The 25,500-nt window shown below is 72.5% G+C and carries 17 protein-coding genes; 4 read left to right on the top strand and 13 right to left on the bottom strand.

Annotated elements, in window-relative coordinates; translation table 11 throughout:
* Positions 1–95: 95 nt before the first annotated feature.
* Positions 96–869, top strand: coding sequence for a polyphosphate polymerase domain-containing protein (locus WMF46_RS20060; RefSeq protein ID WP_437987075.1), 774 nt, complete (start codon positions 96–98; stop codon positions 867–869).
* 25 nt (positions 870–894) lie between these two features.
* On the opposite strand, the gene WMF46_RS20055 is transcribed toward WMF46_RS20060, so the two are convergent.
* The 11 genes from WMF46_RS20055 to WMF46_RS20005 all read right to left on the bottom strand — a co-directional run bounded on the left by WMF46_RS20055 (position 895) and on the right by WMF46_RS20005 (position 19,019).
* Positions 895–2,301, bottom strand: a complete 1,407-nt coding sequence (locus WMF46_RS20055) for a TolC family protein (RefSeq protein ID WP_437987074.1) — start codon at positions 2,299–2,301, stop codon at positions 895–897.
* The gene (locus WMF46_RS20050) at positions 2,289–4,373 is read right to left on the bottom strand and encodes an HlyD family efflux transporter periplasmic adaptor subunit (RefSeq protein WP_437987073.1); all 2,085 of its coding nucleotides are present in this window, start codon (positions 4,371–4,373) and stop codon (positions 2,289–2,291) included. The genes WMF46_RS20055 and WMF46_RS20050 overlap by 13 nt, the downstream gene beginning before the upstream one ends.
* Before the next feature lie 156 nt (positions 4,374–4,529).
* On the bottom strand, positions 4,530–5,213 hold the full coding sequence (locus WMF46_RS20045) for a DUF4956 domain-containing protein (RefSeq protein WP_437987072.1): 684 nt from the start codon (positions 5,211–5,213) through the stop codon (positions 4,530–4,532).
* Positions 5,214–5,259: 46 nt separating this feature from the next.
* Positions 5,260–6,918, bottom strand: coding sequence for a CotH kinase family protein (locus WMF46_RS20040; protein WP_437987071.1), 1,659 nt, complete (start codon positions 6,916–6,918; stop codon positions 5,260–5,262).
* 285 nt (positions 6,919–7,203) lie between these two features.
* Entirely contained in the window at positions 7,204–8,607 is a 1,404-nt protein-coding gene (locus tag WMF46_RS20035; RefSeq protein WP_437987070.1) for a hypothetical protein, read from the bottom strand.
* Positions 8,608–8,690: 83 nt separating this feature from the next.
* Complete coding sequence (locus WMF46_RS20030; protein ID WP_437987069.1) at positions 8,691–10,709, bottom strand: potassium transporter Kup; 2,019 nt, start codon at positions 10,707–10,709, stop codon at positions 8,691–8,693.
* A 400-nt stretch (positions 10,710–11,109) separates the two neighbouring features.
* Entirely contained in the window at positions 11,110–15,090 is a 3,981-nt protein-coding gene (locus tag WMF46_RS20025) for an EB domain-containing protein (protein ID WP_437987068.1), read from the bottom strand.
* A gap of 314 nt (positions 15,091–15,404) precedes the next feature.
* Complete coding sequence (locus WMF46_RS20020) at positions 15,405–15,905, bottom strand: hypothetical protein (RefSeq protein WP_437987067.1); 501 nt, start codon at positions 15,903–15,905, stop codon at positions 15,405–15,407.
* Positions 15,906–15,984: 79 nt separating this feature from the next.
* Positions 15,985–16,965 carry a hypothetical protein gene (locus tag WMF46_RS20015; RefSeq protein ID WP_437987066.1) on the bottom strand — a complete coding sequence of 327 codons (981 nt, stop codon included), beginning with the start codon at positions 16,963–16,965 and terminating at the stop codon, positions 15,985–15,987.
* Positions 16,966–17,127: 162 nt separating this feature from the next.
* Positions 17,128–18,399: a FecR domain-containing protein gene (locus WMF46_RS20010; protein ID WP_437987065.1), complete on the bottom strand. Its 1,272-nt coding sequence runs from the start codon at positions 18,397–18,399 to the stop codon at positions 17,128–17,130.
* Positions 18,396–19,019: an RNA polymerase sigma factor gene (locus WMF46_RS20005; RefSeq protein ID WP_437987064.1), complete on the bottom strand. Its 624-nt coding sequence runs from the start codon at positions 19,017–19,019 to the stop codon at positions 18,396–18,398. The genes WMF46_RS20010 and WMF46_RS20005 overlap by 4 nt, the downstream gene beginning before the upstream one ends.
* 321 nt (positions 19,020–19,340) lie before the next feature.
* Here WMF46_RS20005 and WMF46_RS20000 point away from each other — a divergent pair, with 321 nt between their 5' ends.
* Positions 19,341–20,168 carry an SPOR domain-containing protein gene (locus tag WMF46_RS20000; protein ID WP_437987063.1) on the top strand — a complete coding sequence of 276 codons (828 nt, stop codon included), beginning with the start codon at positions 19,341–19,343 and terminating at the stop codon, positions 20,166–20,168.
* A 45-nt stretch (positions 20,169–20,213) separates the two neighbouring features.
* Here the strand turns inward: WMF46_RS20000 and nikR are convergent, their stop codons facing one another.
* Both nikR and WMF46_RS19990 read right to left on the bottom strand, forming a co-directional pair.
* Entirely contained in the window at positions 20,214–20,636 is a 423-nt protein-coding gene (nikR, locus tag WMF46_RS19995; protein WP_437987062.1) for a nickel-responsive transcriptional regulator NikR, read from the bottom strand.
* Between the two features lie 14 nt (positions 20,637–20,650).
* Positions 20,651–21,769: a hypothetical protein gene (locus WMF46_RS19990; protein WP_437987061.1), complete on the bottom strand. Its 1,119-nt coding sequence runs from the start codon at positions 21,767–21,769 to the stop codon at positions 20,651–20,653.
* A 383-nt stretch (positions 21,770–22,152) separates the two neighbouring features.
* Between WMF46_RS19990 and WMF46_RS19985 the strand changes: the two genes are divergently transcribed.
* Positions 22,153–23,346, top strand: a complete 1,194-nt coding sequence (locus tag WMF46_RS19985; protein WP_437910114.1) for an SPFH domain-containing protein — start codon at positions 22,153–22,155, stop codon at positions 23,344–23,346.
* Positions 23,347–23,487: 141 nt separating this feature from the next.
* Entirely contained in the window at positions 23,488–25,422 is a 1,935-nt protein-coding gene (locus tag WMF46_RS19980) for a protein kinase domain-containing protein (protein ID WP_437987060.1), read from the top strand.
* The last annotated feature ends 78 nt before the right edge of the window (positions 25,423–25,500 follow it).

The following is a 25,500-nucleotide window of genomic DNA, read 5'->3' as shown; positions in this document are numbered from 1 at the left end:
TAAATGAAAACAATCGGAGTCGACTCCTCCTCTTGCGAGTCCCACCGTCGGCTTTACGATCAAGCACGTTGAGCGCGCGCCGCTCTCCTTCCGCCATGGACAGCATCATCGAGCGCTACGAGTACAAATACCTGATCCCGGATCGGCTCATCCCGGCGATCCGCGCCACGGCGCGGACGACCTCGCGCATCGACAAATACGCCGGGCCCGACGGGACGTACCGCATCCGGTCGCTCTATTTCGACACCGATCGCTTCGACCTCTACTGGGCCAACGAGCGGGAGCAGGGGGATCGCTTCAAGCTGCGCGCCCGCGTCTACCCGGGGAGCAAGGCGAGCCCCGTGTTCCTGGAGGTCAAGCGGCGGGTGCTGGACGTCATCGTGAAGACGCGCGCGGCCGTGCCGGCGGAGCTGTGGCGCGAGGTGCTCGCAGGGCACGACACGGCGCTCTCCGCGCTCCCCCCCGCGGCGCGGGCAGGGGCCCTGCGCTTCCTCGCCCCGTATCACCGCCACCACCTGCGCCCCGCGGTGCTCGTCGAGTACGAGCGGGAGGCGTTCATCAGCGACGTCGAGGCGTACGCGCGGCTGACGTTCGATCGCAAGATCGCGGTGCAGCGCGGGGACTCGCTCGATCTGGAGGCAGATCCCCGGAGGTGGCGGCCCATCGATCACACGGCGCAGACGCGGACGGCGGAGCCCGTCACCGTGCTCGAGCTCAAGTTCGAGCGGCGGCCGCCGGCGTGGATGGTCGCCCTGGTCAAGCGCCTCGATCTCATCCGCTATTCGTTCTCGAAGTACTGCTATGGCGTGAACGCGGAGCTGACGCTGCCGGGGGAGCGATCGCCGAGCAGGGGCGGGCGCGGCGGGTGAGCCGCCGATCTCCCACCCTTCCTCTTCATCGTCGCGCGGCGCCGCCCGGCGCCGCGGGGAGGTGGCCGCCGACGGCGCGGCGCAGCTCGGTGAGCGCCGTGCGGTGGCGGCGCAGGAGATCGAGGAGCTTGATCTCCATCTCCAGGCGCTGTTCGTCGGTGGAGAGGGCGTCCACGGCGGGGAGGGCCCGGTCCTCGAGGGCGCGCCGGGCCGCCGTGGCCGCGCGCTCGGCGACGGGGAGCGCCCGGGCGCGGAGCTCGGTGACCAGCGTCGCGGCGGCCTCGACCTCCCGGAGGCGGGCGCGCACCTCGCGCGCCACCAGCCTCACCTGGGCGGCGAGGCCGCTCCGCGCCGCGCGGGTCGCCGTCTCGGCGGCGAGGGTCGCCGAGCGGTTGGAGTTGAAGATGGGCAGCTCGATGCCGGCCTCGAGCGTCCAGCCCAGCCCGCGCTCGGTGCCAGGCGAGAACTCGTAGCCGAGCTCCAGGAACGAGAACCAGGGCCAGCGCTTGCGGCGCTCGATGAACGCCTGCGCGTCGGCGGCGTCGATCTGCGCGGCCGCGGCGGCGACCTCGAGGCGGTTTCTGAGAGCCGTCTCGATCAGCGCGTCCTCCGAGGGGAGCGCGGGGGGCGGCCACGCGGCCAGCGGATCGCCGACGAGGCGCACGGGCGCGGCGGGGTCGAGCCCGACGCGCTCCAGGAGCTCGCCGCGCACGGCGCGCAGGCGCGCGCGGTGGTCCACGCTGTCCTGCTCCGCCTCGATCGCGGACAGCTCCGCCTTGGCCTCGTCGAGCGCCGTGGCCGCGGCAGCCTGGACCCGGGTCCTGGCGTTCGCGGCGATGGCCCGGCGCGCCGCGACGAGGGCGTCCGCGGCCGCGATCTCCGCCTCGAGCAGGACCGCGTCGTCGAAGAGCCAGCGGATGTCCGCCTCGACGGCGAGCGCCTCGGCGTGGGCCTCCGCGCGCGCGGCGGCCTCCTCGGCGCGCGCCGCGGCGACCTCGGCGTCGATCTCGCCCGGGCGGGCGGGGCGGAAGCGGACCCCGGCAGCCAGCCGTGGCTCGCCGGCGAGGACCTCGTCGAGGCGCAGCTGCGAGACGCGGAGCTCCGGGTTCTCGTGGTGGCTCTCTGGCGCGGCCGCGGCTGCGGCGGCGGCCTCGCGGGCGGTGAGCTCGGCGAGGCGCGGGCTGTTGTCCCTGGCCATGGCCACCGCCTGGTCCACGGTCAGCGCGCCGGGAGCCGCGTCCACGGCCGCGCGCGCGCCAGGGCGGAGCGTGGGGCCTCCTCGCGGCGCGGGGGGAACGCCGCCGCGCGCGCGGTCCTGGCGGTAGAGGGCGACGGCGCGCTCGACGCCGGGCGCGCCGCTGGGCGCGTAGCAGCCCGCGAGCGCGAGGCCCAGCGCGGCGAGGAGGGCGCGCTCGACCCTCAGCGGTCCCACGAGAGCTCCTGGAATGACGGCGCGCTGCTGCCGGCGTCGAAGACGACCATCAGCTTGCCCGCGGACAGCGAGGGGGCGATCCCCTCGGGCTTCAGCCCCGGGAAGCGCTGCACGAGGCGCGGGGCGAGGGCGCCGGGCTGCGGGCCGTCGACCCGAAAGAGCGCGCCCGCGTCGCCGTCCGCCGTGGAGGGCGTCGACGCGATGGCGAGCGAGCCGTCGGGCAAGAACAGGAGATCGGAGATGCCGCCCGGCGTGGGCCGGCCCGCGAGATCCACGTCGACGCGCGCGCGCGCCCAGAGCGAGAGGCCGGCGTCCTCGAGGAGCTTCGGGTCGACCGGGGGCTCGCTCCCTTTGCCCTTGCCAGCGTTGCCCGTCGCGGGCCGCCGTTCCGGGAAGAGCGCGCCCGGCGACGCGATCCGCCAGATCATCGCGTTGCCCTGCGCGTCGAGCGGGGCCTTCAGCCCGAGGTACAGCGAGCCCTGGTGGAAGGCGATGCCCTCGATGTCGAGCTCGCGCGTGCCGCGCGGGAGCCCGAGCGCCGCGGCGCGCTCGGCGCTCGCGTCGAGCATCTCGGCGAGGTGCACCTCGCCGTCCACGCGGAAGCCCTGCCCGTCGCTGCGCAGGCGAAGGAGCGCCGTGCGGCCCGGCTTGCGCCGCCCCTTCTTGTTGTAGCTCTGGGAGGAGAGGAGGTAGATCTCGCCCGCGTCGCCGGCGGTGATCCCCTCGACGTCGACGAGCTCGTCGACGCCCTGCACCACGACGGGCTCCGGGTCGACGGCGCCGGTCGCGGACATCGCGAAGAGCCACGGCGCGCCTTCGTCGTCCTTGCCGTCATGGCCCGTGTCGTCGCTGATGATCAGGTAGCGCCCCTCGGCGGGGCGAACGAGGAGCCCCGAGGGCTCGAACCGCGATCGCCGCGAGAGCGCCGGCGGCACCCGCATGGCGAGCGCGCGCACCGCTGCGGCGGGCGGCGGTGGGGCGGCGGGGGACGGGGCGGCGCTGAGCGTGGCGTGGCCGGGCTTGAACACCACGTCGAACGCCTGGCCGGCGGGGACGTCCACGGGGTACTCGAGCGCGATGGTGACCTCGCGGCCCCACATGGGCTGCCGCGGCGACGTCCAGCAGCGCATGGGCAGCTCGGCGACGAGCGGGCCGAGCGCGGCGATCTTGCCGGGGAGCGGCTCGCCGCGCTGGCCGCGGACCCAGAGCCGGGCGGCGTCCCCCTCGGCGAGGCCGAGGGCGGAGCGCTCCGGGACGCAGGCGACCACGGTGCCGCGCGGGCTCACCACGCGCACCACCGGTTCGCCGGGCGCGGCCACGTCGCCGACCTGCTTGTCGATGCCGGCGACGCGCCCGCTGCTCGTGGCGCGGAGCGCGTAGCCCGCCCGGCGCTGCTCGAGCATCTCGACGTTGCGCCGGGCGACGAGCAGGTCGGCCTCCAGCTTGGCCGCGGCCGCGGGCGGCTGCCCCTCCGCCTCCTGCCGGCGCTGCTTGGCGACCTGGATCTGCCGGGAGAGGAGGCCGAGCGTGCGGGGCTTCTCCGCGGCGAGGGCCGCGGCGCCGGCTTGCTGCACGGTGAGCTTGGAGAGGTCGTCGACGACCGCCAGCCGGTCCTCGACGAGCTGCTTGACCCTGGCGACCTCGTCGCCGAGCACCTTGGCCTCCGCGCTCGCCTGGAGCTGCTCCTCGCGCTGCTGCGCCAGATCGCGCTGAAGCTCCTCGACGGTCAGGTCGAGCTCGTGGGTGAGGAGGGACTGCTCGGCCCGCGCTTCGGCCTCGAGCTGCGCCGCCTCCGCCTGGGCGACGGCGATCTCCGCGTCGATCGCGGAGGTGTCCAGCGTGGCCACGATCTGCCCCGGGGCCACCTCGTCGTTGAGGCCGACGTGGATCGACGCCACCCGCGCGATCTCGGTGGGGGCGAGCGCCTGGAGCACCGGCTGCTCGAAGCCGACGATGGGCCCGCGATCGTCGCCGCCGAAATGGAGGTACGAGGTGACGCCGAGGGTGGCGACCAGGCAGATCCAGGGGGCGGCGTCCTGGAGCGCCGCGCGGAGTCGGTGGGTGATCATCATGGAAGGATCCTCGCGCGCTGAACAGCGCAATGAATCAACGGCACTGGTCCACTGCCCTCAAAGCTCGTTCTGGGTCTCTGGCGCCACGCTCCACGTGGTGTGCAAAGGAGCAGCCGGCAGGGACCGGCGGGAGCGTGGGTATCCGAGGCCCCTGATTCAGAGATCCAGCGTCGGCTCCTGCAGCAGCAGGGAGACGTCGCGCATCCCCGGGAGGGCCTGGAGGCTGGTGACGAGCGGGGTGCGGAGCTCGGGGGTGAGGACGCTGATCTGGTAGGCGTGCTCCATGAGCGTCCCCTGCGCGGCCTCGCGGAGCGTCACCAGGGAGAACGTGCGGCAGTGCGCGCGGAGGATCCTGGCGATCGCCTCCTCGACCCCCTGTCCGGGCGGCGCGACGAAGCGGAGGAGGCCATCCGGCTGCCGGCGCGCGCCGTAGCCCGTGACGTGGAGGAGCACGGCCCCGCCCCCGAAGATCAGCGTCCCCGAGATGGCGGTGCCGTAGGCCTGGAGGCCGCTCGCCATCCCCACGCCGAGCGCCGCGAAGACGAAGATGATGTCGCGCGGATCGCGCATGGTGGTGCGGAAGCGGACCACGCTCAGGCCGCCCGCGACGCCGATGCCCGCGGCGATATTGGCGCCCACGGCGAGCATCAGCATGCACGTGATGATGCTGCCCATGGCCATCCCATGCACGGTGGTCCGCGCGTACGACAGGCCGCGAAAGGTGGCCATGTACACGGCGGCGATCACCTGGCCGAGCCCGAAGGCGAGCAGGAGGGCGACCACGGCCCTGCGCCACTCGAAGGCGTTCCCGGTGATGACAGGCTCGAACAGCTCGTTCATATATGGCCCTTCCGCGCGGCGCTCGCCGGTCAGCGATCCCTGTGCGTCACTGCCCGAGGAACGTGGTCACGTCCTCCTGGCGCGTGCTGGCGTGGGCGATCAGCTCGTTCAGGGCATCGTTGAACGAGGCCTCCGATTCCACGAAGGTGTGTTTCTCGATCTCGCCCTCCGGGCCGACGACGTACGGTGCGATCAGCGCGTGCGCCTCGCGGAAGCGCTGCTCGGCGGCGGCCGGCTCGTAATCGACCTGCACGGTCTGGGCGAGGTTATCCCGGTACATCTCGGCGTAGACCGGATCGTCGAGGAGGAAGCGGATCAGCGGCCATTCGTCGGTCAACTCGTCCAGCGAGAGGGACAGCCCCTGGCCGAATCCCCCGCTCGTCGCGAACGCGAAGCTGTGATCCCAGGGAATCCACCGGAACTGGCCGTCCCTGTCCTCGTCCGCGTACAGGAAGTAGTTGTGGGCCATGCGGCCGTACTGGTCCCAGTCCTCGATCACGGTGTTGACGGCGAGCCAGCGCAGAAAGCCCTCGACGTCGAGGTGAGCCTCCAGCCCGGCGCGCCACGCCGGGGCGCCGGTCCGGTCCGCGTGCAGCGCGTCGAAGAGCGCCTTCGCGTCCGAGAAGTCGGCCTCGTCCTTGTTGTTCTCCTTGCCGAGGGTGTCCGGATCCCACGTGGCCCAGGTCGCGCCGGCGCCGTCGGGCTTGTAGACGTTGCCCTCGTCGTTGCCGAACTGGGTCTTCAGGAACACCTTGTCCGAGGGGAGCTCGGTCCCGGTGTACAGCCCGAAGTAGGTGGGCCCCTCTCCGTGGTCGATGAAGACCCGGTAGAAGGCGGTCGCCGGCGACGGGACGCCCGCTCTGGCGAAGATCTCGGTCGCGATCTTCTCGCGCACGAGCGATGGATCCCCCGTGCCGTTGGCCAGGCTCAGGTTCTTGAAGCCGTAGAACCGCTGGTCCTTGATCTCCGGGTAATCGTCCTCGAACTTATCGAACGACAGGCGGAGCGGGAGCTTCAAGCTGCCCTGCGACCAGGACATGGCCAGGCTGGAGTTGCCCTTGAAGCGGATGCCGACGTGATGCCACTCCCGGTCCTCGGTCGCGACGTCGCACTCGACGTAGATGGGCGTGTCGTCGATCAGATCGATGCTGCCGCCATCCGGCCCTCCCGGCCCACCACTCGGCTGGCAGAACAGGCTGCCGTCGCTGTGCTCGGCGCATGTCCCCGCGAGCTCGTTCCCTGCGAATTGGGCGGCGCAGGCGTCGCCGAGCGCGAGCCCGGCGCACGCGTCGAAGAGCTCCTGCGGCGGCGCGCCGCCGGGGCCGCCCGGGGCGCCGCCCGCGCCGCCCGGGGCGCTGCCGCCCGCGCCGCCCGGCTCACCCGGGACGCCGAGGCCGCCCTCGCCGAAGGCGCCCACCTGGGCGGTCATGTCGTCGAGCATGGCCTGCCAGTTCTCCCGCGTGATGGTGATATCGAGGCGCGGCACGCGGTCCTGCGGAAACGCAGCATCGTAATCGGGGTCCTCCTTGGCGTCGTTCTCCTCGCCGCCCGAGCCCGCTCCCCCTGCGCCTCCACCTCCCATCCCCGTGCTGGCGGTTGTCCCCGTGGTTCCGTCGGCGTCAGGGGTCGAGTCGCCGCAACCCTGAAGCGCCGCGGTGGCCAGCACAACGGCCGTCGCCGTGGTCGTAAGGAATCTAATCTCCATCGGTTCACTCCCGTGCTCGCGTGGTCGATGGAGATCCTGTGGTGAAAATGTGTCACGCGAACGAAGGAATTGTTTGGATATGTGAAGACACCGTGAAAGACCCGATCCGCGCGTATCCCGGGAGCTCCGGGCCGTGCGCACGATGGATGGGTATGCGGGCATGGCGCCGGGCTTCGGCCGGAACGCGATCGAGGTTCCGTTCGGCGATATCTATGTGACGATGACGAGCCTCGCATCAGGTGCCGTTGCGCCTGCGCCGGCCCGGCGAGCCCGCTTGTCGCCCGCTCACTCCGGGAAGAACGTCTCGATCGTCAGCGCCGGCGTCCGATCCGCGTGGACCCCGCCGAGCACCGCGAGCGTCCCGTTCGGCGCGGGCACCACGGCCGCGCCGCGCCGCGGCTCCCTCAGCGGCAGCTCCTCGACCTGCGCCGCCGCGACGTCGACGATGAAGCTCCGCGTCAGCCCGTCCTCGCCCGCCTCGGAGCCCACCGCGAGGATGCGCCCGCCGGGCAGCGCGAACGCGGCGACGCCCCCGATGGCCGCGGTCAGCGCGGCGCCCTCGACCTCGACCGCCGCGCAGGTCGCGGCGCACCCCGGCGCGATTCGCCGCGTAGGCACCGCGGCGCCGCCCTGGACCCCACCGACGAGCGCGATCTCCCCGGGACCGGTGATCGCGGCGCCCGCCCCCTCGGAGGCATCCGGCGGAAACGGCCTCGGCGAGAATTCGGTCGCGCCGTCGCCGAGCAACTCCAGCCCCTCGCCGTCCGCGCTCCCGCCCGCGACGACAAGGCCCAGACCTTCCACCCACACGGCCGCGGCGCCGGCCCGCGCGTGGCGGAGCTTCGCCACGGAGAGCGCCCCGTCCTCGCCGACGACGAGCACCTTGTCCGAAGGCGCGCCCGCCGCCCCCGCGGCCGCGCCCGCGCGCGTCGCGCCGACCACGAACGAGCGCCCGTCCGAGGCCTCGACCGTCCGGCCGCCCGCCACCTCCGCGAACGAGCCGAGCCCCTCGGGCAGCGACGCCTCGGCGCTCTGCCCCGCCGCGACGTCGGTCCAGCTCGCGCCCTCGCCGTCCAGCGTGAGCAGCAGGTCTCCCCGCACCACGAGCGACCGCGCCGCCCGCGGGAGCGCGCCGCTGGAGGCGCTCCCGCCCCACGCCGCGAGGTCGTACGCGTCGAGCCGCGCCGGGTCGACGCCACCCGCCGCGGCGCCCTCGGCCGCGGCGCCGCCGGTGAGGATCAGGTAGCGCTCCGCGAGCGCCGCCCCGGGCGCGCCGACGCGCGACGCCGCGAGCTCGCCCGGCGGCCGCGCCCACCGGCCGGTCCGCTGGGCGAAGAGCGGCAGCACGTCGCCCGTCACCGCGGCGAGGTAGATGCCCGCCGCGGAGCGCCCCCGCACCACGATCGCGCCGCCCGCGTCGAGGCCGCGCACATCGAACGTGTACGCCCGCTCCGCCGGGATCTCGCCGAAATCGAGCTCGCCGCCCGGCGCCGCCGCCGCCGACACGGTGACGTCTCCCTCGGCCGCCGTCGCGGTCACCTCGATCCGGGCGACAGGTGGATCTTCCTGGAACGCGGTCGCCTCGTGCCCCGGCACGACCTCGACCGTGAGCGTCCGCGGCCCTTCCGCGCAGCCCAGGAGCGACAGGCCGAGCGCGGGGAGGAAACGGCCCAGGAGCGGGATCTTCATGAGGGCCGAGTCATAGCGCCTCGAGCGCGCGAAAGCCCAGCGGAGGTGGACCGAGCGCGTTGCGCGCCGATCTTCACCGAGCGCTACAGGTCGACCTGCACGCCGATCTCCACCACCCGCTCCGGCGGCAGCCTGAAGTAGTCGGGCACGGCGCCGGCGTTCCGCGCCATCACCGCGAAGATCGTCTCCGTGATCCTGCCCATCCGGCCCCTGTCGGTGGCGAGGATCGTCTCGCGGCCGAGGTAATACGCCACGTCCGCGAAATCGATGGGCAGCGCGTGCGCCGCCGCGGCCCGCCGCAAGAGGGCCGGCACGTCGGTCGACTGCATGAAGCCCGAGCGGATGACGACCTGGTGAACCCCCTTGTCGAGGCTCGTCACGTCGAGGCGCTCCCTGTCGGCGACCCGCGGGACGTGCTCCGTCACGACGGTCAAGATCACAACCGTCTCGTGCAGCACCTTGTTGTGCTTGAGGTGGTGCGTCAGCGCGTAAGGCGTCTTGCCCACGCGTGCGCTCAGGAAGACCGCCGTGCCGGGGACCCGCGCGCGGCACTTCGCGTCGAGATCGCGCACGAAGGTGTCGACCGAGGGGGCCGCCCGCGTGAAGCGCTCGGCGAGGATCGCGCGGCCTCGCTTCCAGATCACCATCATGGCGAACAGGACCGCGGCGATGACCGCCGGCACGTACCCGCCGTCGAGGAACTTGATCAGGTTGGCCCCGAAGAACGGCAGATCGAACGAGAGGAACAGGATCAGCAGCGGCAGCGCCTTCGCGAGCGGGGCGCGCCACGTGTGCCGCATCACGACGAAGAAGACGATCGACGTGATCCCCATCGTGCCGGTCACCGCGATGCCGTACGCCGCGGCCAGCCGGCTCGACTGCTGGAAGATCAGCACGAGCGCGAGGCACCCGGCCGCGAGGGCCCAGTTCGTCAGGGGGATGTAGATCTGCCCCGCGGCCTCGCTCGAGGTGTGGCGCACCTGGGTCCGCGGCAGGTACCCGAGCTGGATCGCCTGGTGCGTGAGCGAGTAGGCGCCCGAGATCAGCGCCTGCGACGCGATCACGGTGGCCATGGCGGCGAGCGCGACCAGCGCGTAGGTGAGGGGACCCTTCGGCACCATCGCGAAGAACGGGTTCGCGGCGGCCTCGGGCTCCTGCAGCAGGAGCGCCCCCTGGCCGAAGTAGTTGAGCACGAGCGCCGGGAGCGCGGCCGCGTACCAGGCGAGCCGGATCGGGCCGCGCCCGAAGTGCCCCATGTCCGCGTAGAGCGCCTCGCCCCCCGTGATGACGAGGACGACCGACCCCAGGATCGCGAACCCGTGGAAGCCGTGGGCGGCGAAGAAGCGCGCCGCGTACACGGGGTTCAGCGCGGCGAGCACCGCCGGGTTCCTGGCGATGAACACGAGCCCGAGCACGGCGAGCGCGGTGAACCAGAGGACCATGATGGGGCCGAAGACCTTGCCGACGCGCGCCGTCCCCCAGCGCTGCACGCTGAAGAGCCCGACGAGGATCGCGCAGGTGAGCGGCACGACGAACGGCTTGAGCCCGCTCGTCGCCACCACGAGCCCCTCCATGGCGCTCAGCACCGAGATGGCGGGCGTGATGACCCCGTCGCCGTAGAGGAGCGCGGCGCCGAGCACCACGAGCCCGGCGAGCCACCCGACGCCCTGCGTCCCGCTGGCGCGCAGCCGCTCCGGCACCAGCGCGAGCAGGGCGAGGATGCCGCCCTCGCCGTCGTTGTCGGCCCGCGTGATGAAGGTGACGTACTTGACCGTGACCACCATCATCAGCGACCAGAAGAGGAGCGAGAGTAGCCCGAGGACGTTGTCGGGCGTCGGCGGGACGCCGTGCGTCGCGCTCACGCACTCCTTGAGCGCGTAGAGCGGGCTCGTGCCGATGTCGCCGAAGACGACCCCGAGCGCGGCCAGGGCGAGCGCGGCCTTGCCGCCGTGAGGGCCGTGCGCCGCGGTAGCGTCGGCGCCACGGCGAGCAGCGCCGTGCTGCGTGGGACCATCGTCCGCGCGGGTCACCGCCCGCTGCGTCGCTCCAGGAGGGGCCGGCAGAGCGCCGGGGGGAGGCTCGGCAGAGGCCGGGTCGTTCATGGGGCGGAGTCATAGCGCTCGCCGTCGTGAAAGCCCACCGCCGCGCAAATGGAGCCGAATCAGGCCCGGATCCTGGAGGCCATGGATGCGCTCGTCAACCGCGCCGACGCGAACAAGCAGAAAGGGCGGAGCCCGCGGAGGTGTAAGTCTCCTCCACAGCGGCTCGCGGAGGCTGGCGCATGATGCATTGAGGAGGTGAAGCGCTCGTCGCGAGACGGAGCCGGTCATCTTGGCTCAAGCTGCGATCGTGGTTGAAGCTGCCACCGCGCTCGACGTTCTTCGTCCGGGCGCGGTGACATCGCGCGGCGCACGAAGACCAGGAACTATTGAATCGACCGGCGCCGGACCGGGAGAGGCCCCCTCCAGGACGGTCGCGCTCCGTGCGGGTCAGGCGGCGGGCTCAGCCAGAGGGCAGGCGATGGCCGGCGCGTAGAGCGCGTCGCTTTCGGAGCACGCCGAGGGCCAGCGGTGCGAGCAGCCAGAGGGAGGTCGATGCGCTCGCCCCCGTCGTTCCGATGTAAGCGCACGAGCATCCTCCATCGTCCGACGGGTCCGCGTCGGCTGAGCCAGAGCCGCTCGAATCGGGGGGCGCGCCGCCTGTAGAAGCTCCGCCACCACCAGCCGAGCTGTTCGACCCATCCGTTGTGGCGCTGCCGCTCGTCGAGGCGCCTTCCGCAGACGTTCCAGCGCCACCTGTGCTCGCAGCGCCGCTGCCCGCGCTTCCGCCGCCGCTGCTCGCGCCACCTGCGCCGCCGCTGGTCACCGCGCCTGCCGTGGCGCTCGTGCTGGCGCCCCCAGCGCCGCTCTCTCCGCCTGCGCCGCCGCTGGTCACCGCGCCTGCCGTGGCGCTCGTGCTGGCGCCGCTGGCGCCCCCAGCGCCGCTCTCTCCGCCTGCGCCTGCGCTGGTCACCGCGCCTGCCGTGGCGCTTGTGCTGGCGCCGCTGGCGCCGCTCTCTCCGCCTGCGCCTGCGCTGGTCACCGCGCCTGCCGTGGCGCCTGTGCTGGCGCCCCCAGCGCCGTTCTCTCCGCCGGCGCCGCCGGTGTTCGCACCTCCGGTGCCGGCGGCGCCCGCACCGCTCTCTCCGCCGCTGCCGCCGCTGCTCGCGGCGCCTGCCGTGACGCTCGTGCCGTCGCTGCCGGCTGCACCTCCGGTGCTCGTGACGCCCGTCCCTGCGACGTCACACGAGCCCTCGATGCAGATACCGCTTGCGCCGCAGCTGTTGCCGTTCGTGGGACCACAGATCCCGTCGACGGCAGCGCCCGCCGCCACGCTGCACGCGGAGCAGTCATCCGTCGCCGCGCTGCAAGTCGTTCGGCAACAGACACCATCGACGCAGTGCCCGCTCTTGCACTGGATGTCGATCTCGCACTCCTGTCCTTGCGACGCGGCGTCCATCTGATTGGCATTGACGCGATAGTTCTGAACGCCAGTCGTCTGGTCACCGAAGACGTACGTGACGAGCGAGCTGCGTCCGTCCCCGACCGCTGCCACGGTCGGCGAGTGGTACGCCCCGGTCGACGACGACAGGAGCGTCGTGCCGAGGACCACATCGCCCGCCGGTGAGAGCCACGCCCCGTGGATCTTCTTCTCTGTGATGCCTCCGGGCCACACGATGAGCGTGTCGACGCCGTCGAAGGCGAGCTCCGGTCCCTGCCGATACCACGCGCCGGAGTACCCTGCGATGCTCGTCGCGGAGAGCTGGATCCAGCTCGGATCCAGGACGTTGCCCGTGCTCGGCGACACGCGGGTCGCCCACATCCGGTAGGTCGACGAGCTGACGCTGCTGCTGGCGACCCGTCGCGCCGCGACCACGAAGGACGTGCCGTCGTAGGCGACCGCGGGGAACATGCCCGTACCCAGGCTGAGACCTGGGCTCGGATCGAGGCGCGTGCCGTCGGACAGGACGCGCGCGCCTCGCGTCCCGCTCGGCAGGAGGCTCGTTCCAGGCGTGTGCCAGACGATGAAATATTGACCTGCCCCATAGGCCATCGTGACGTGGCTCGCGCCCGTCCGCTGCGCCACGAGCAGCGGCGGGTCGTCGAGCACCGCGCCCTCCGCGCCGATACGCGACGCTTCGAGCTTGTCGTTGTCACCGCCAGCCGTATCCTGCCAGGCGACGAGGTACCCAGAGCCATCCGAGGAGACCGCCGGAGTCTTATCGGAGCCGCCCACCGAGATCGCGATGCCGTCCGGATCGAGCACCTGTCCGTCCGGCGTCACGCGCGCTCCAACCACGTCGCGGCGGGTGTAGTTGCTGCCGCTCCTGCGTCCGTCGAGCCACACCACGAAATAGCCGCTCTCGCTCGCCGCGAGGCGAGGCTCGCGCTGATCGTACGGCGCACTGTTGATCAGGATTCCGGCTGGATCCAGGACGGTGCCCGCCTCGCTGACGCGCGCGCCATAGAGGTCGGTGCGCGTCCCTTCGCGGTAGTCCTGCCAGACCACGAAATAGGTTCCATCCCTGTAGGCGATGGCGGGCATCGACTGCTCGCTCGCTGCCCGGCTCAGGTGCAGGCCTCCGACGTCGAGGGCGGCGCCGTCCGCGATGCGGGTGCCAAAGACCTCCCCGTCGTCGTCGCCAGCAAAGCTTCCATTGCCGAACCGCCCATCCTCCCACGCGGCGAGACACCCGGCCGCGCCGCAGAACACGGTGGATAGCGCCTTTCTCCCGCTGGCCGTGACGAGCGCGCTCCCGGCGCCGCCCAGGACCGCGCCGTCGGGGCTCACCCGGTTCACGAACACGTCCTGAGCGCTGCCGGAGCTCCAGACGACGACGAAGCTCGTCCCGTCGAACGCCGCCGAGGGGGCGACGTGCGTGCCGGGCTCAGCAGAGAGCTTCTGGCTCGCCGCGTCCTCCACCACGCCGGCCTGGCTCACGCGCACGGATTCGATTTGCGGGCGATCGGTCCCGTTCTGGTAGGCGACCAGGTAGCGCGTGCCGTCGAAGGCGACGGACGGCTTGATCTGATCGTAGGCGCCGGCCGCGATCGCGATGTGGTTCGGCTCGAGGACCACGCCCGCAGGCGAGATGTGCGCGCCGTAGATGTCGAAGCCGGCGACGCCCCCGCCCCGACGATCCGACCAGGTCGCGAAGTAGTTCGTGCCGTCGAAGAGGAGGCGCGGCTCGATCTGCGCCTGAACCTGGGTGGCGACGTTGAAGGAGGCGCCTACGAAGGTGCCGCTGGCGCTCACCAGCCGCGCCTTGATGTTCGAGCTCGAGTCCGTGTGCGTCGGCCACGCCACGAGGTAGTTCGTGCCGTCGAAGGCGACCGCGACGTCCCGCCCGAGGGCCTGCTCGATCGCCACGCCGCCCTGGCCGTGGAGCGGGACGCCCGCCGGCGTGATGCGGTTGAATCGAACCCAGCCGCTGATGTCGACGAACGCCACGAGGTAGTTGGTGCCGTCGAAGGCGATGGCGGGAGGGTGCTGCGCCGTGCCGTTCTCGAGCACGGGGATGCCCCCCGGATCGAGGACCTCTCCGGCCGGCGTGACGCGCGTGGCAAAGAGCCTGCGGTAGTTCTCGTCGATGGCCCGGTTGTCGTTCCAGATCACGAGGTAGTTGGTGCCGTCGAAGCCGATCGCCGGCATCGACTGATCGAGGCGCGCAAAGCCGAGCACCGGCTCGTTCAGCGGGATGCGCAACGTGAGGAGCGGATCGATCTCGGCGGGGAAGATGGAGCTCGCCACGACCTCCTCCGGCACCACGATGCGCAGCGCGCCCTCGCCCAGGTGCTCGACGGCCAGCGGGACGACGTTGCCCGTCGCGTCGCGCCATGTCGCGTCGCCGTAGCTCACCACGCGACCGTCCTCGGTCACGAACGAATGCCCCGAGCCCGCGGAGTACCCGCGGTACGTGGCCCCCGTCACGCGGAGCCGCACCTCGATCGCCCCCGCGCACGGCGCCTCCGCGAAGGAGAAGCTCTGATGAAGGCCTTCTTCCGTGTTCGCGAGGTGCTCGACGGCCCAACCGCGATCGAGCGCGAGGTGACCGTCGGCGACCACCTCCGCGCCGCGCCGCTCGGGCGACGCGAGCTCGCCTCCGCCGCACGAGAAGCCAGACGTCTCGAACGCGACCTGGACCGACGGGGCCGCGCCTCGAGCGGCTTTGCCGGCAAGGCCCAGCTCCACGCGCTCCTCGGAGACACGCGCCCGGTAGGCGCCAAAGCCGCCGCTGAAGGTGCTTCCGGGCGTCCGGCGAAAGGCGAGGCGCGCTCGACGCATCGTCTTTTCGAGGTCGAAAGGCACGGCATGAGGCGACCTGGCGCCGCTCTGGACAGCCTTCGAGGCCTTCGCCTCGGCTCCCGGCTCCGGCGCGGAAGAATCGGAGCAGGCCGCCCCGCCGAGCGCCGCCAAGGTCGTCAGCAGCAGCGCGCTGGTCACCCAGCGGCTCGCGCCTAGCCCGGGGTGCGAAGGCCTGGTCGTAGGGTGCGCGGTGCCAGCGCAAGAAGGCATGTCCCCGCAATTTCTCACGCTCGAGCTCGCTCGCCCATGGAAAGCCGCCGACCACCCCGGAGAAAGTCGCCGCGTCTGGCGTTGGGTCGCCTCGAGCGTGCTCTTCACTCGGGGATCGTTGGAAGCCGGTTTGTGAGAAAAATTACGCCACTCGGCCAGCGCATCCAATGCGCCATGGAGGCGACGCCCGGAAGAAACGAGCGGGCTCTCCCCAGCGGGGCCAGGTTCGCCGACCTCGACCCTCAGTCACATTCGTACTTCCACATGCAGAAGCCCTGTTCATCCGAGAGGCCCGGCCCGTGGAACATGTGCCAGCACTCCATCCCGCTCGGGCACGTGGTGTCCTCGTCGCAGGGCAACTCGCAGACCGAGTTGCACACCGGCGTGGCGGTGCCGCTCGGCGGCCGCGGGCAGTCCTCCGCCGTCTCGCACTCGTAGTTGCATTGCGCCGCCACATCGCACCACGTCGATCCATCGTCTTGTCGCGCGGCGACGTACGCCACCCTGCACATGCGCTCTTCACCGCTCGGTTCGGGATCCGGACAGACGTGGGGGAGGGCGAAGTTGCCCTCGTCCCCGGAGGAAACGCAGGCAGCCCACGGCCCTTCGGTGGCCCCCTCGACGGTCGTCGCCAGGTGGACTTCCACGATCGGATCGACATGGCGGTCGCCGCACGCCGCCTGTGCCGACGCGAGGGCCGCCGACGAGCCCAGAGCCCAGAGCTTCGTAGCCGTGATCTTCATTGGATCCTCCACGCCGAGCGCCGAAGCGCCCGGTGTCCAGATGTTCTGTGCTGAGGTCACGGCAGCTGCCCATTTCGGCTCATGGCAGCTCGACCTCCACCCCGAGAGACGCGCCCAGGAACGGGCGACCCCACGTCTCCGTCGCGCGGCCTGCGGCGTCGATCACGATGCGCGGCGCCGCGATGCCGGCGAGCAGGTGCTCGCTGATCCGCAGGTGTGGAGTCGGCGCGAACGAGAGCCCTGCGCGCAGGTACGTCGCGACCGCGTATGCGTCCTCCGATCTGCCCGCGTACCGGGGCGAGCGGCCTTCGCCCTCGACATGCAGCCAGGCGGCGGCGAGCCCTGCGCCGGCCGATGGCAGCCACGTGGCGTCGGTGGGGCCGAGCGGGACGCGCACCCCCAGGGCGGCGAGCGCTATGCGCGCGTGCCGCGTGCCCTCTTTGCCCTCACGGCTCGCGCTGGCGAGCGGGATCTGGACGAAGGTGGAGAGCCCCAGACGGGACCAGATCATCGCGTACGCCGACACGTCCAGCATCGGGGTGGAGGGCACGCCGCCTGCGCTCCACAGGATCGCCGGCGCCGCCCCGACCCCGAACGTCATCGGTGCTCTTCGGGTCGCGCCTGGCCTGGAGGCTGGGGGAGGAGGCGGGCGGGAGGTGCCGTCGGCTCGCGGGCGCGCGGCGGCGACGGGCGCGGGCCTGGCCGGCGGAGTCTCTTGCATGTCGACGACGGCGCGAGCCTCCGGATCGGCTTCGACCTCGCCCTGCGACGGACGGGGCGAGCGCACATCGAGGAGGCTCGCGCGCAGGAGCTCCACCGCGCGAACCGCGACCGTGGCTGGATCGTCGGCCATCACGGCGCTCTGGACCGATCGACCGGTCGCGCCACGGGCGATCGAGATCTCGACGCCGCCCGGCACCTCCGTCACCCGGATCTCCGCCGCCGCTCCGGCCTCGCGCGCGCTCGTCTCGATCGGCCCCTGGGAGCGCGGCTCGGCGCCGCCCCTCACGACCACCACGGTGAATCCGAGCGTGGCGAGCTCGGCATACACGCGGGCCATGATGGAATCCGACCGGCGATCGGCGATCAGGACGACCTTCGTGCGTGGAGGCTCCGGCGGCGGATCCGGCGGCGCCGCGCGCGCTTCGGGTGCGACGAGGAGGCAAAGCCCGAGCGCCCAGCCTCCGCCGTGGGTCGCGCGAGCCGGCCTTCGAGACGGCATTTACTCCCCCTCGAGGAGATCCCTGGCATGCGCGGCGTGGGGACCCGCCGGATACCGCGCCAGGTAGCGGCGCGCGGCGTCGCGGGCCTCGCTGGCCGACCCCATCGACTCCCGGCACTCGATGACCCTCCCGAGCGCTTCCTGCGCAAAGGAGCCGCCCGGTTGCTCTTCGAGGTACACGAGGAACCAGCGCTCGGCCTCGGCGTACGATCGCCGCTGGTCGAACGCCATCCGGCCGAGGTGGAAGGCGGCCTTCGCCGCCTCGCCCGAGCCCGCGAACCGGCTCCGCGCCGCGGTGAGCGCCGCCGCGGCGCGATCCGCCTTCCCGGAGAAGCGCGCGACGTCCGCGAGCGTCAGCAGATCCGCCGCGCTCGCGCGGGCGACGAGCCCGTCGAAGCCCTCGGCCTCGGCCGCCGTCATGGCCTCCTGGTACCTGTCGCTGGCCACGAGATCGCGCCAGCTCGGCCGGCGGGGGGCGGCGTCCGCGGCCTTCGCGGCCATCGCGCGTTCGCTGGCGCCGGTCGCTGCGGGGGCCGGCTCGAAGGCCGCCTGATCGATGGGCGTGGCGGACGGCGCAGGCGGCGCGGCGGCGCGCAGCTCCCCGCGCGTGAGCTCGAAGCGCTGCTCCTTGCAGAAGACCTCGAGCGTCTCTCCCGCGGCGACGGTGCGCCGCCCCCCCACGAGCGGCCCCGACACGGCGACCGATCCTTCCCGCAGCACCAGCTTGAGCTGCTCGCTCGCCGGGGACCAGCTCAGCTCGAAGCGCGTGCCGGTGACCAGCACGTCGAACGGGCCGACGTCGAAGCTCCAGGCGCTCGTCGCGGTGTGCGTCACGGTCGCGGTCAGCCGGCCGCCTTCCAGCAGCACGCGCGCGCCATGTGCGTCGGCGGCCACCACGCGCGCCCGGGCGTTCGCGTCCAGCGCCAGGGAGGTGCCGTCCGAGAAGGCGACCGCCAGAGGAGCATCCGCGCTGGCGGCGATCCACGCCCCGACCTGACCTCGCGCGGAGCCCACCGCGAACGAGAGCGACCGCGACGAGGGGAGCAGCACGAGGAGCAGCGCCGCACAGACCCCCGCCAGCGCCACGAGGGCCGCGGGCGCGATCCACCGGGGACGCTTGGGGCCGATGCGCGCGGCCCCGGGACGGGAGGATCCGCCGGCCGCGATCTCCAGGAACCGTCGGCGCGCGCCCTCGAGATCCTGCGCCGCGAGCTCCTCATCCTGGGCCCGGCGGAGCTCATGAAGACGATCGAACGGGGGACGATCGCTCATGACGCGCCTCCCTTCAGCCACTCCTCGAGGGCGGGCTGCTCCCGCGCCGCCTCGAGGAAGTTGGCCTCCGCGCGGGCCAGCCTTCGCTTGATGGTCGCGAGCGAGACGCCGCACGCGTCGGCGACCTCCTGGAGATCCATGCCCTCGATGCGCCGCAGCGCGAACGCGATGCGCTCGTCGGCCGGGAGCCGCTCCAGCGCGCGATAGGTCGCGCGCAGCGCCTCGCGGGCTTCACCTTCATACGGGGGCTCCACGAGGGGTGGGAGCTCGTCGGGGGCGAAGAAGAGGAGCCATCTCCGGCGCGCGCGCCGCTGGATGCAGGTCCGCGCCGTGAACACGGCGACCGAGGTGATCCACGCCTTCAGCGCCGCCGGATCGCGCAGGGTGTCGAGGGAGGACAGCGCGCGGACGAAGGCGTCGTGATGCGCGTCGGAGAGGTCGCGGCTGCCGCCGAGCACCCGGCCGAGGACGCGGAGCACGTGCCCGGAGAAGCGCTCGTGGAAGGCGGAGAGCGCAGCAGGATGCCTCGCGCGGAGGCCCTCCACGAGCGCCTCGTCGCTCGCATAGGCGACCACGCCGAGCCTTCGCGTGGGCGCGAGCGCGCTGGCGCGCATCACCATGATCGTGGGGCTCCGCTGGGAATGACCGAACGCCTCCTGCCGCCTCGTGATCCGATCGGCCCCCTTGAGTCACGGCAGCGCCGCGAGACGGCTCACAGCGGACGAAGCCCGCGGGGATCGGCTGGCCAGCGCGCGCCCGGCGCCAGCCGAGAACTTTCTCCGCGCGCGCCGCGCATGCGAGGCTGCCCGGCCCCGCCGAAGCGCGCGCTCACCCGAGAGCGCTCGTCCAGAGACCGGACCTATCCGGGAGATGTAGGATAAAGTAGCACACGAAAGTTGTGGGTCGCCGGCCGGGCAGGGTAGACGAGGCGAGGAGGACGCATGAGGCGCAGCAAAGGCGAGAGCATGGACACCGGGGCGGTGCGGAACCTCGAGGAGATCCAGGAAGAGGATCCCGGGGCTCGCCCGTCGCGCGCGGGCGCGCTGGTGCTGGCCTCGCTCGGCGGGGCGTGCATCGTCTTCGCCGCGGTGGCGCTCCTGCGCGCCCCGCAGCGCGAGCGGCCGGTCACCGCCGATCCGCTCGGCGATCTGGTCGCGCGCGCCCACCCGGCCGGCGTGAAGCCGGCCCCGCGCCCTGCCACGATCGGGGAGGACGTGACCTTCCCCGCGGTCCTCTCGGACGCGGAGCACCCGACGACCGCGCTCGAGGCCGTGCGCGATCCGCGGGCGGCCAAGGCGGCCACCTCCGCCGAGGCGCCCGCCGCGGAGCCCCTCCCGCCGCCTGCCGCGGACCGGCTGCCCGTGGTCCCGCTGCCGGCGCAGCACGTGCTCGGGCCCTCCGGCGGCGAGGCCGCACCGAACGACACGCTCACGGCGATGGCTCGCCACGTGTCGCGCGAGGAGGGGCCCGAGACCGAGCGGGGAGGGCCTGGCAGCTACCAGCTCCAGGTGAGCTCGTTCAAGGACCCCACCGACGCCGAGAATTTCGCGGCGGCCCTGCGCCGGCGCGGGCACAAGGCGTACGTCGAGCCGGCGTACGTCAAGGGCCGCGGCCTCTGGCACCGGGTGCGCGTGGGCCCCTTCAAGTACAAGCGCTCGGCCGTGATCTACCGGCAGGAGTTCGAGGCCAAGGAGCGCCTCGTGACGTTCATCGTCGACCCGCCCAAGACCACGGTCAAGGTGGCCGACAGCTCCGGCGACGACGCGTAGATCAGGCGCCCTGGAGAGCCCTCCTCCATCGGCGCGCCGCCCCCGCTACCGGCGCGCCGCCCCCGGGAGCGCCGCGGCCGGCGTGAGCGCGCAGGACAGGACCCCCTTGGCCCCGGCGAGCTGCCCGGCGAGCTCGGACAGCTCCTGCCCGCGGCCCTTCAGCACCATCACCTGGAGCACCCGGGCCGCGTCGAGGCGGACCAGCAGGCTGGAGACCAGAGACCCCGCGCGCCGCTCCTCCAGCTCGGAGATCCGCAGCACGAGCTCCCGCACCTCGGGCTCGTAGACGAGCGTCAGCGTGGCCGCCACCTCGGCCCCCTCGTCCAGCGCGGCGCGCGTCAGGTCCGCGCGGACCAGATCGCGCAGCGCCTCCGAGCGGTTCTCGTAGCCCTGCGCGGTGATGCGCCGATCGAACTCGGCCAGCAGCGCGCGATCCATCGCCACGCCGAAGCGGACCAGGTCGCTCATCGCTCGTCCCCCGTTCAGCTCTTGCGCCGCTCGAGGTGCCGCCTCGCGGCGTCCTTCACCGGCGACGTCACGTTCTTGCTCTTCGCGATGCCCCGGAGATCCGACTCGCGCAGGTGCTGGACCAGCCGCGTCGCGACGAGCACCGGCGTCCTCGGGTTCTCGACGAGGTTCCGCTTCACGGTGTAGCTCTTCAGCCACTCGGGCGTCGTCGAGATGATCCGCAGCACCTCGTCCGAGATGTTCCGGTTGCGGCTGATGAGGACGACCTCCTCCTCCTGCATCTGCGGGCTGCGCACGGCGGCGCTGGCCACGAGGCGGTTCGAGTCGCGCACGAGCAGCATGCGCTCCTCGCGCGAGCCGAGCATCGCCCGCCGGATCCGCTGCGACATGGTCATGTCGGCGAGCCGCTTGTAGAGCGGGACGTACTGCTCCTTGAGCGCCTCCTTGCCCTCCTCGTCCTCGACGTGGGTGTCGACCGGCTCGTCCGCGGCGAGCGACTCCGCGAGCGCCTGCGTCTCGCTGAACAGCACGTCGTCCGGCGTGGGCTCGGGCGACGGCTCCGCGATGAGCTCGTCCTTGATCGCGACGCTGACCTCGCGCCACGCCGGGATGCCCGTGAGCTCGACCCCGTTGCGGGACGCGAGATCGACGAGGCGGTCGGCGGTCGACATCCGCGTGTTCTTGTTGAGGTAGAGCTTCTCGATGACGCGCGGGTTCTTGAGCAGCCGCTCCTCGTTGACGGCGATGAGCTCCGTCACCGCCTCGCCCCCGGTCCGCGCGAGCTCCTCGATCGTCTCCGCGGCGACGCCCGGCATCGCGAGGAGCCTCTCGACGACCGGGAGGCGGTCCGCGTACACGCGGGCCAGCCGGTCGATGACCGGCGGCTGCAGATCCGCGCCGAGCGCCCCCTGGAGCAGCGGCTCGGGGAGCGCCGCCAGCGTCTTCTCCGCGGCCTCGCGGGCCGGCTCCTCCTCGCGCGACGCGAGCAGCACGAGCACCGTCACGACCTCGCCCGGCTTGAGCCCGGGGGCGATGCCGCGCGCCGCCATCTCCCTGAGCTTCTGCGGCGCGCCCGGCTGCGCCAGCTTCTGCGCGGGCGCCGAGAGGGCGCCTACGTCGATCGGCGCGGTCATCGAGGCGCCCCCGCCAGCGCGGCCCCGTGCCAGGAGGACGAGCGCTTCGGCTGCCGAACGGCGGAGCTCGGGATCCCGGAGGACGCAGGCGACGCGGTTGGGACGGCCGACGCGGGTGACTCGGGCGACTCGGATGGCACCAGCGGCTCGACCAGAGCTAGCAGAGCAAGCGGAGCAACGGGCATACGGTCCTCCCGGCGGGCATTGCTGCCCTGCGATCTGCGGACTATCCTGAGGCCGCTGTGTGCCTGAAAGGCGCGGCGATCGTCAACGGAGAACGAACGGCGCGGGCCCTGCGCGCCGTCTGCCGGAATGAAGCCCGAGCCCGGGGGGCAGGGGACCGGCAGGTCCGTCACACCCAGCACACCGAAGAGGAGCGCGACATGGGGATTTTCGATTTCGTGAAGAGCGGCGTCCGCGAGATGATGATCGCGCGCCCGGACGCGGCGAAGCATCTCATCGTCTACAAGCACCCGGACCAGAACATCCCCTTCTGGTCGCAGCTGACGGTCGACAGCGATGAGTGTGCCCTCTTCTTCAAGGACGGCAGGTACATGGGTTACCTGCCCACAGGGCGCCACACCCTCCAGACCCAGAACATCCCGTTCCTGAACAACCTGGTCAACAAGTTCACGGGCGGGGACGTCTTCATCGCCGAGATCTTCTTCGTCAAGACGCAGCCGGTCCGCGGCGTGCCGTTCGGCGGGCCGCTGGAGTCGATGGAGGACCCCACCCTTTACGAGTTCGTGACGCCGCGCATCTTCGGTGAGTTCTCGCTGGTCGTTGTCGATCCGGTGCGGTTCGTCGTCGGGTACCACGGGCAGTGCGGCGGCAGCGGCGACAACGACGTCGTCCTGAGCTGGATCAAGGGCAAGTTCTTCATGAGCGTGAAGACGGTGATCGGCCAGGTCTGCGCGCAGCAGCAGAAGAGCCTGCTCAACCTCGGCGGCATGAGCATGGAGCTCGGCGCCCGCATCGTGCAATCCGCGCCGAACCTCGAGGAGATCGGCTGCAAGATCCTCGAGATCGGCAACTTCAACATCAACTTCTCGGCCGAGGACCAGAAGCTCCTCCGCGAGGCGAACAAGGCGCGCGGCGAGGCGCGCCGCGGCATCGGGGTCGCGCAGGACACCGCCCGCGCGAAGCAGTTCGAGCTCGATCAGCGGTTCCAGCAGGACGCGCGGTACGTGCAGCAGTTGGCGGGCAACTGGCAGAACTACGCCGCCGGCCAGGCGATGATGGGCGCCGGCCAGGGCATGGCGCAGGGCGGCGACGGCAGCGGCGTCGCGGGGCTGGGCGCCCAGGTGGCGATCGGCGCCGGCCTGGCGCAGGCGATGAACCCCGCGCTCGCCGCGCAGGGCCAGCCCCAGTTCGTGCCGCCCCACATGCAGCAGCCGGGGGCGCCGCAGGGCTACCCGGGGGCGCCGCAGGGCTACCCGGGCGCGCCGCAGGCTGCCCCCGCCGCAGCCCCGTCGATCGAGCAGCGCCTGGAGCGCCTCGGGGAGCTCAAGAGCAAGGGCCTCATCACCGACGAGGAGTTCCAGGCCCGCAAGGCGAAGATTCTCGAAGAGATCTGAGTCCTTACCAGGCGGCGCCGGCCGCCGCGCGCGGCGACCCGCGGGGGGGCGCTCCACGGCGGTCGCCGAACTGGCGCCATCTGATCCGAACCACTGAGCGCGCTTTCGGCTAGACTCGATGGGGTGCCAGTGACGCTCCGCATGGCCGGGGATGCTCAGCCCGAGATGACCGCCGGCGAGTCCGAGGCTGCCGAGCTGTTCCATCGGGAAGACATCCCGCGGCTGCACGGAGACGAATCATTTGCCCAGCCTCCGGCGCGCAGCGATGTGCCGCCAGCGCGCAGCGATGTGCCGCCAGCGCGCAGCGACGTGCCGCCAGCGCGCAGCGACGTGCCGCCAGCGCGCAGCGACGTGCCGCCAGCAGGGCGTAGCGACGTGCCGCCAGCAGGGCGTAGCGACGTGCCGCTGCGCAGCGACGTGCCGCTGCGCAGCGAGTTGCCGTTCCGCAGCGACGTGCCGCCGCGCGGGGAACCACTGCCAGCGCACGTCGACGCGCGCCCGGCGATCCCGCCCCTGCCGGCGCGCTTCGACGGGCCGGCGCGCCGGGGGAAGGCGAAGCAGACCCCCCGCGCGCGGCGCTGCCCGACCTGCAAGCAGACCTTCTCCGGCGACTCCCGCTTCTGCCCGTTCGACGGCGATCCGCTCGCCGACGCGCCCGACTGGAATCCATCGGCCGATCCGATGCTCGGGCGCACCATCGACGGCCGCTACGAGGTGCAGGCGGTGGTGGGGGAAGGGGGGATGGGGACGGTGTACGAGGTGCGCCACAAGTCGCTCGGCCGCCTCTTCGCCCTGAAGGTGCTCCGGCACGACATCGCGCAGGACGCCGAGCTCGTCGCCCGCTTCATCCAGGAGGCCAAGGCGGCCGCGGCGATCGGCCACCCCAACATCGTCGCGGTGAGCGACTTCGGCGCGATCGAGGTCGAGACGGGGCAGGCAGAGCTGCCGTTCTTCGTCATGGAGTTCCTCTCCGGGACCTCCCTCGCGTCGCTGCTGCGCACCGAGAAGACGCTGCCGGCCGACAGGGTCGGGCAGATCATGCTCCAGTGCGCCGCCGCGCTCGGGGCCGCGCACTCGGCGGGCGTCATCCACCGCGACCTGAAGCCCGACAACGTGTACCTCGTCCGCAACGGCGATCAGGAGTTCGTCAAGCTGCTCGATTTCGGCGTGGCGAAGGTGACCGGCGGCAAGCGGCTCACGCGCATCGGCATGGTGTTCGGGACGCCGCACTACATGAGCCCGGAGCAGGCGGAGGGGAAGCGCATCGACGCCCGCGCCGACATCTATGCGCTCGGCGTCCTCATGTACGAGTGCTTCGCGGGGCGCGTCCCCTTCGAGGCGGACACGTACATGGGCGTGCTGACCAAGCACATGTACATGTCGCCCGAGCCGCTCGAGCAGGTGATGCCCGACGCCACCGCGCTCGGCGCGTTCGGTCCGATCGTCATGCGCTGCCTCGCGAAGAACCCCGAGGAGCGCTTCTCCTCGATGGCCGACCTCGTCGAGGCCATCGAGCTCGCCCTCGATCCGCCGGGCCGCGTGACCTCCGTCGCGCCCCCGGGCGAGCTGCCTCGCCACGAGTCGATACGGCCGCGCGCGACCGAGTCGATGCGGCCGCGCGCGACCGAGTCGATACGGCCGCGCGCGACCGAGGAGATGCTCGCCCCGGTCCAGGCGCCCCCGGAGCCGTCCGAGCCCCTCTCGATGGCCGCGCGCGTGGCGATCGCGCTCGCGGCGGTCCTCGTGCCCATCGTCATCGCCCTCGGCGTCCGCGCCTTGCGCGCCTCGGCGCCCGAGGAGCTGCCCGAGGTCGCCGCCGCCGAGGCTCCCGGCGGCGCCCTCCCGGCGGAGACGGCGCCCGCCAGGGCGATCGACGAGCCGCCCGCCACGACCGCGGCCGCGACGACGGCGCCCGCGCCGACCGCGCAGGAGCCGCCGCGCACCCAGGGCACAGCCGCCCCGATCCCGGCGAAGCCGACCGCGCCGACGGCCCGTCCGTCGGCGACCGCGGCGCCCACGGCCTCCATGGTAAGGCCGCAAGCAACCGGCGATATCGTCGATCCCTGGAAGCGCTGATCGCCCGATCGGCGCGCGACGAAACCTGGCCTTCCCAGCCGTCCTGTGTGCACGATGGACGACGTCGAGAACCGGGCC

It is taken from the genome of Sorangium sp. So ce117, from assembly GCF_051524395.1.
Lineage (GTDB): Bacteria > Myxococcota_A > Polyangia > Polyangiales > Polyangiaceae > Sorangium > Sorangium cellulosum_B.
Note: the sequence above shows the minus strand (reverse complement) of the source record. Positions and strands in the feature narration are given on the sequence as shown.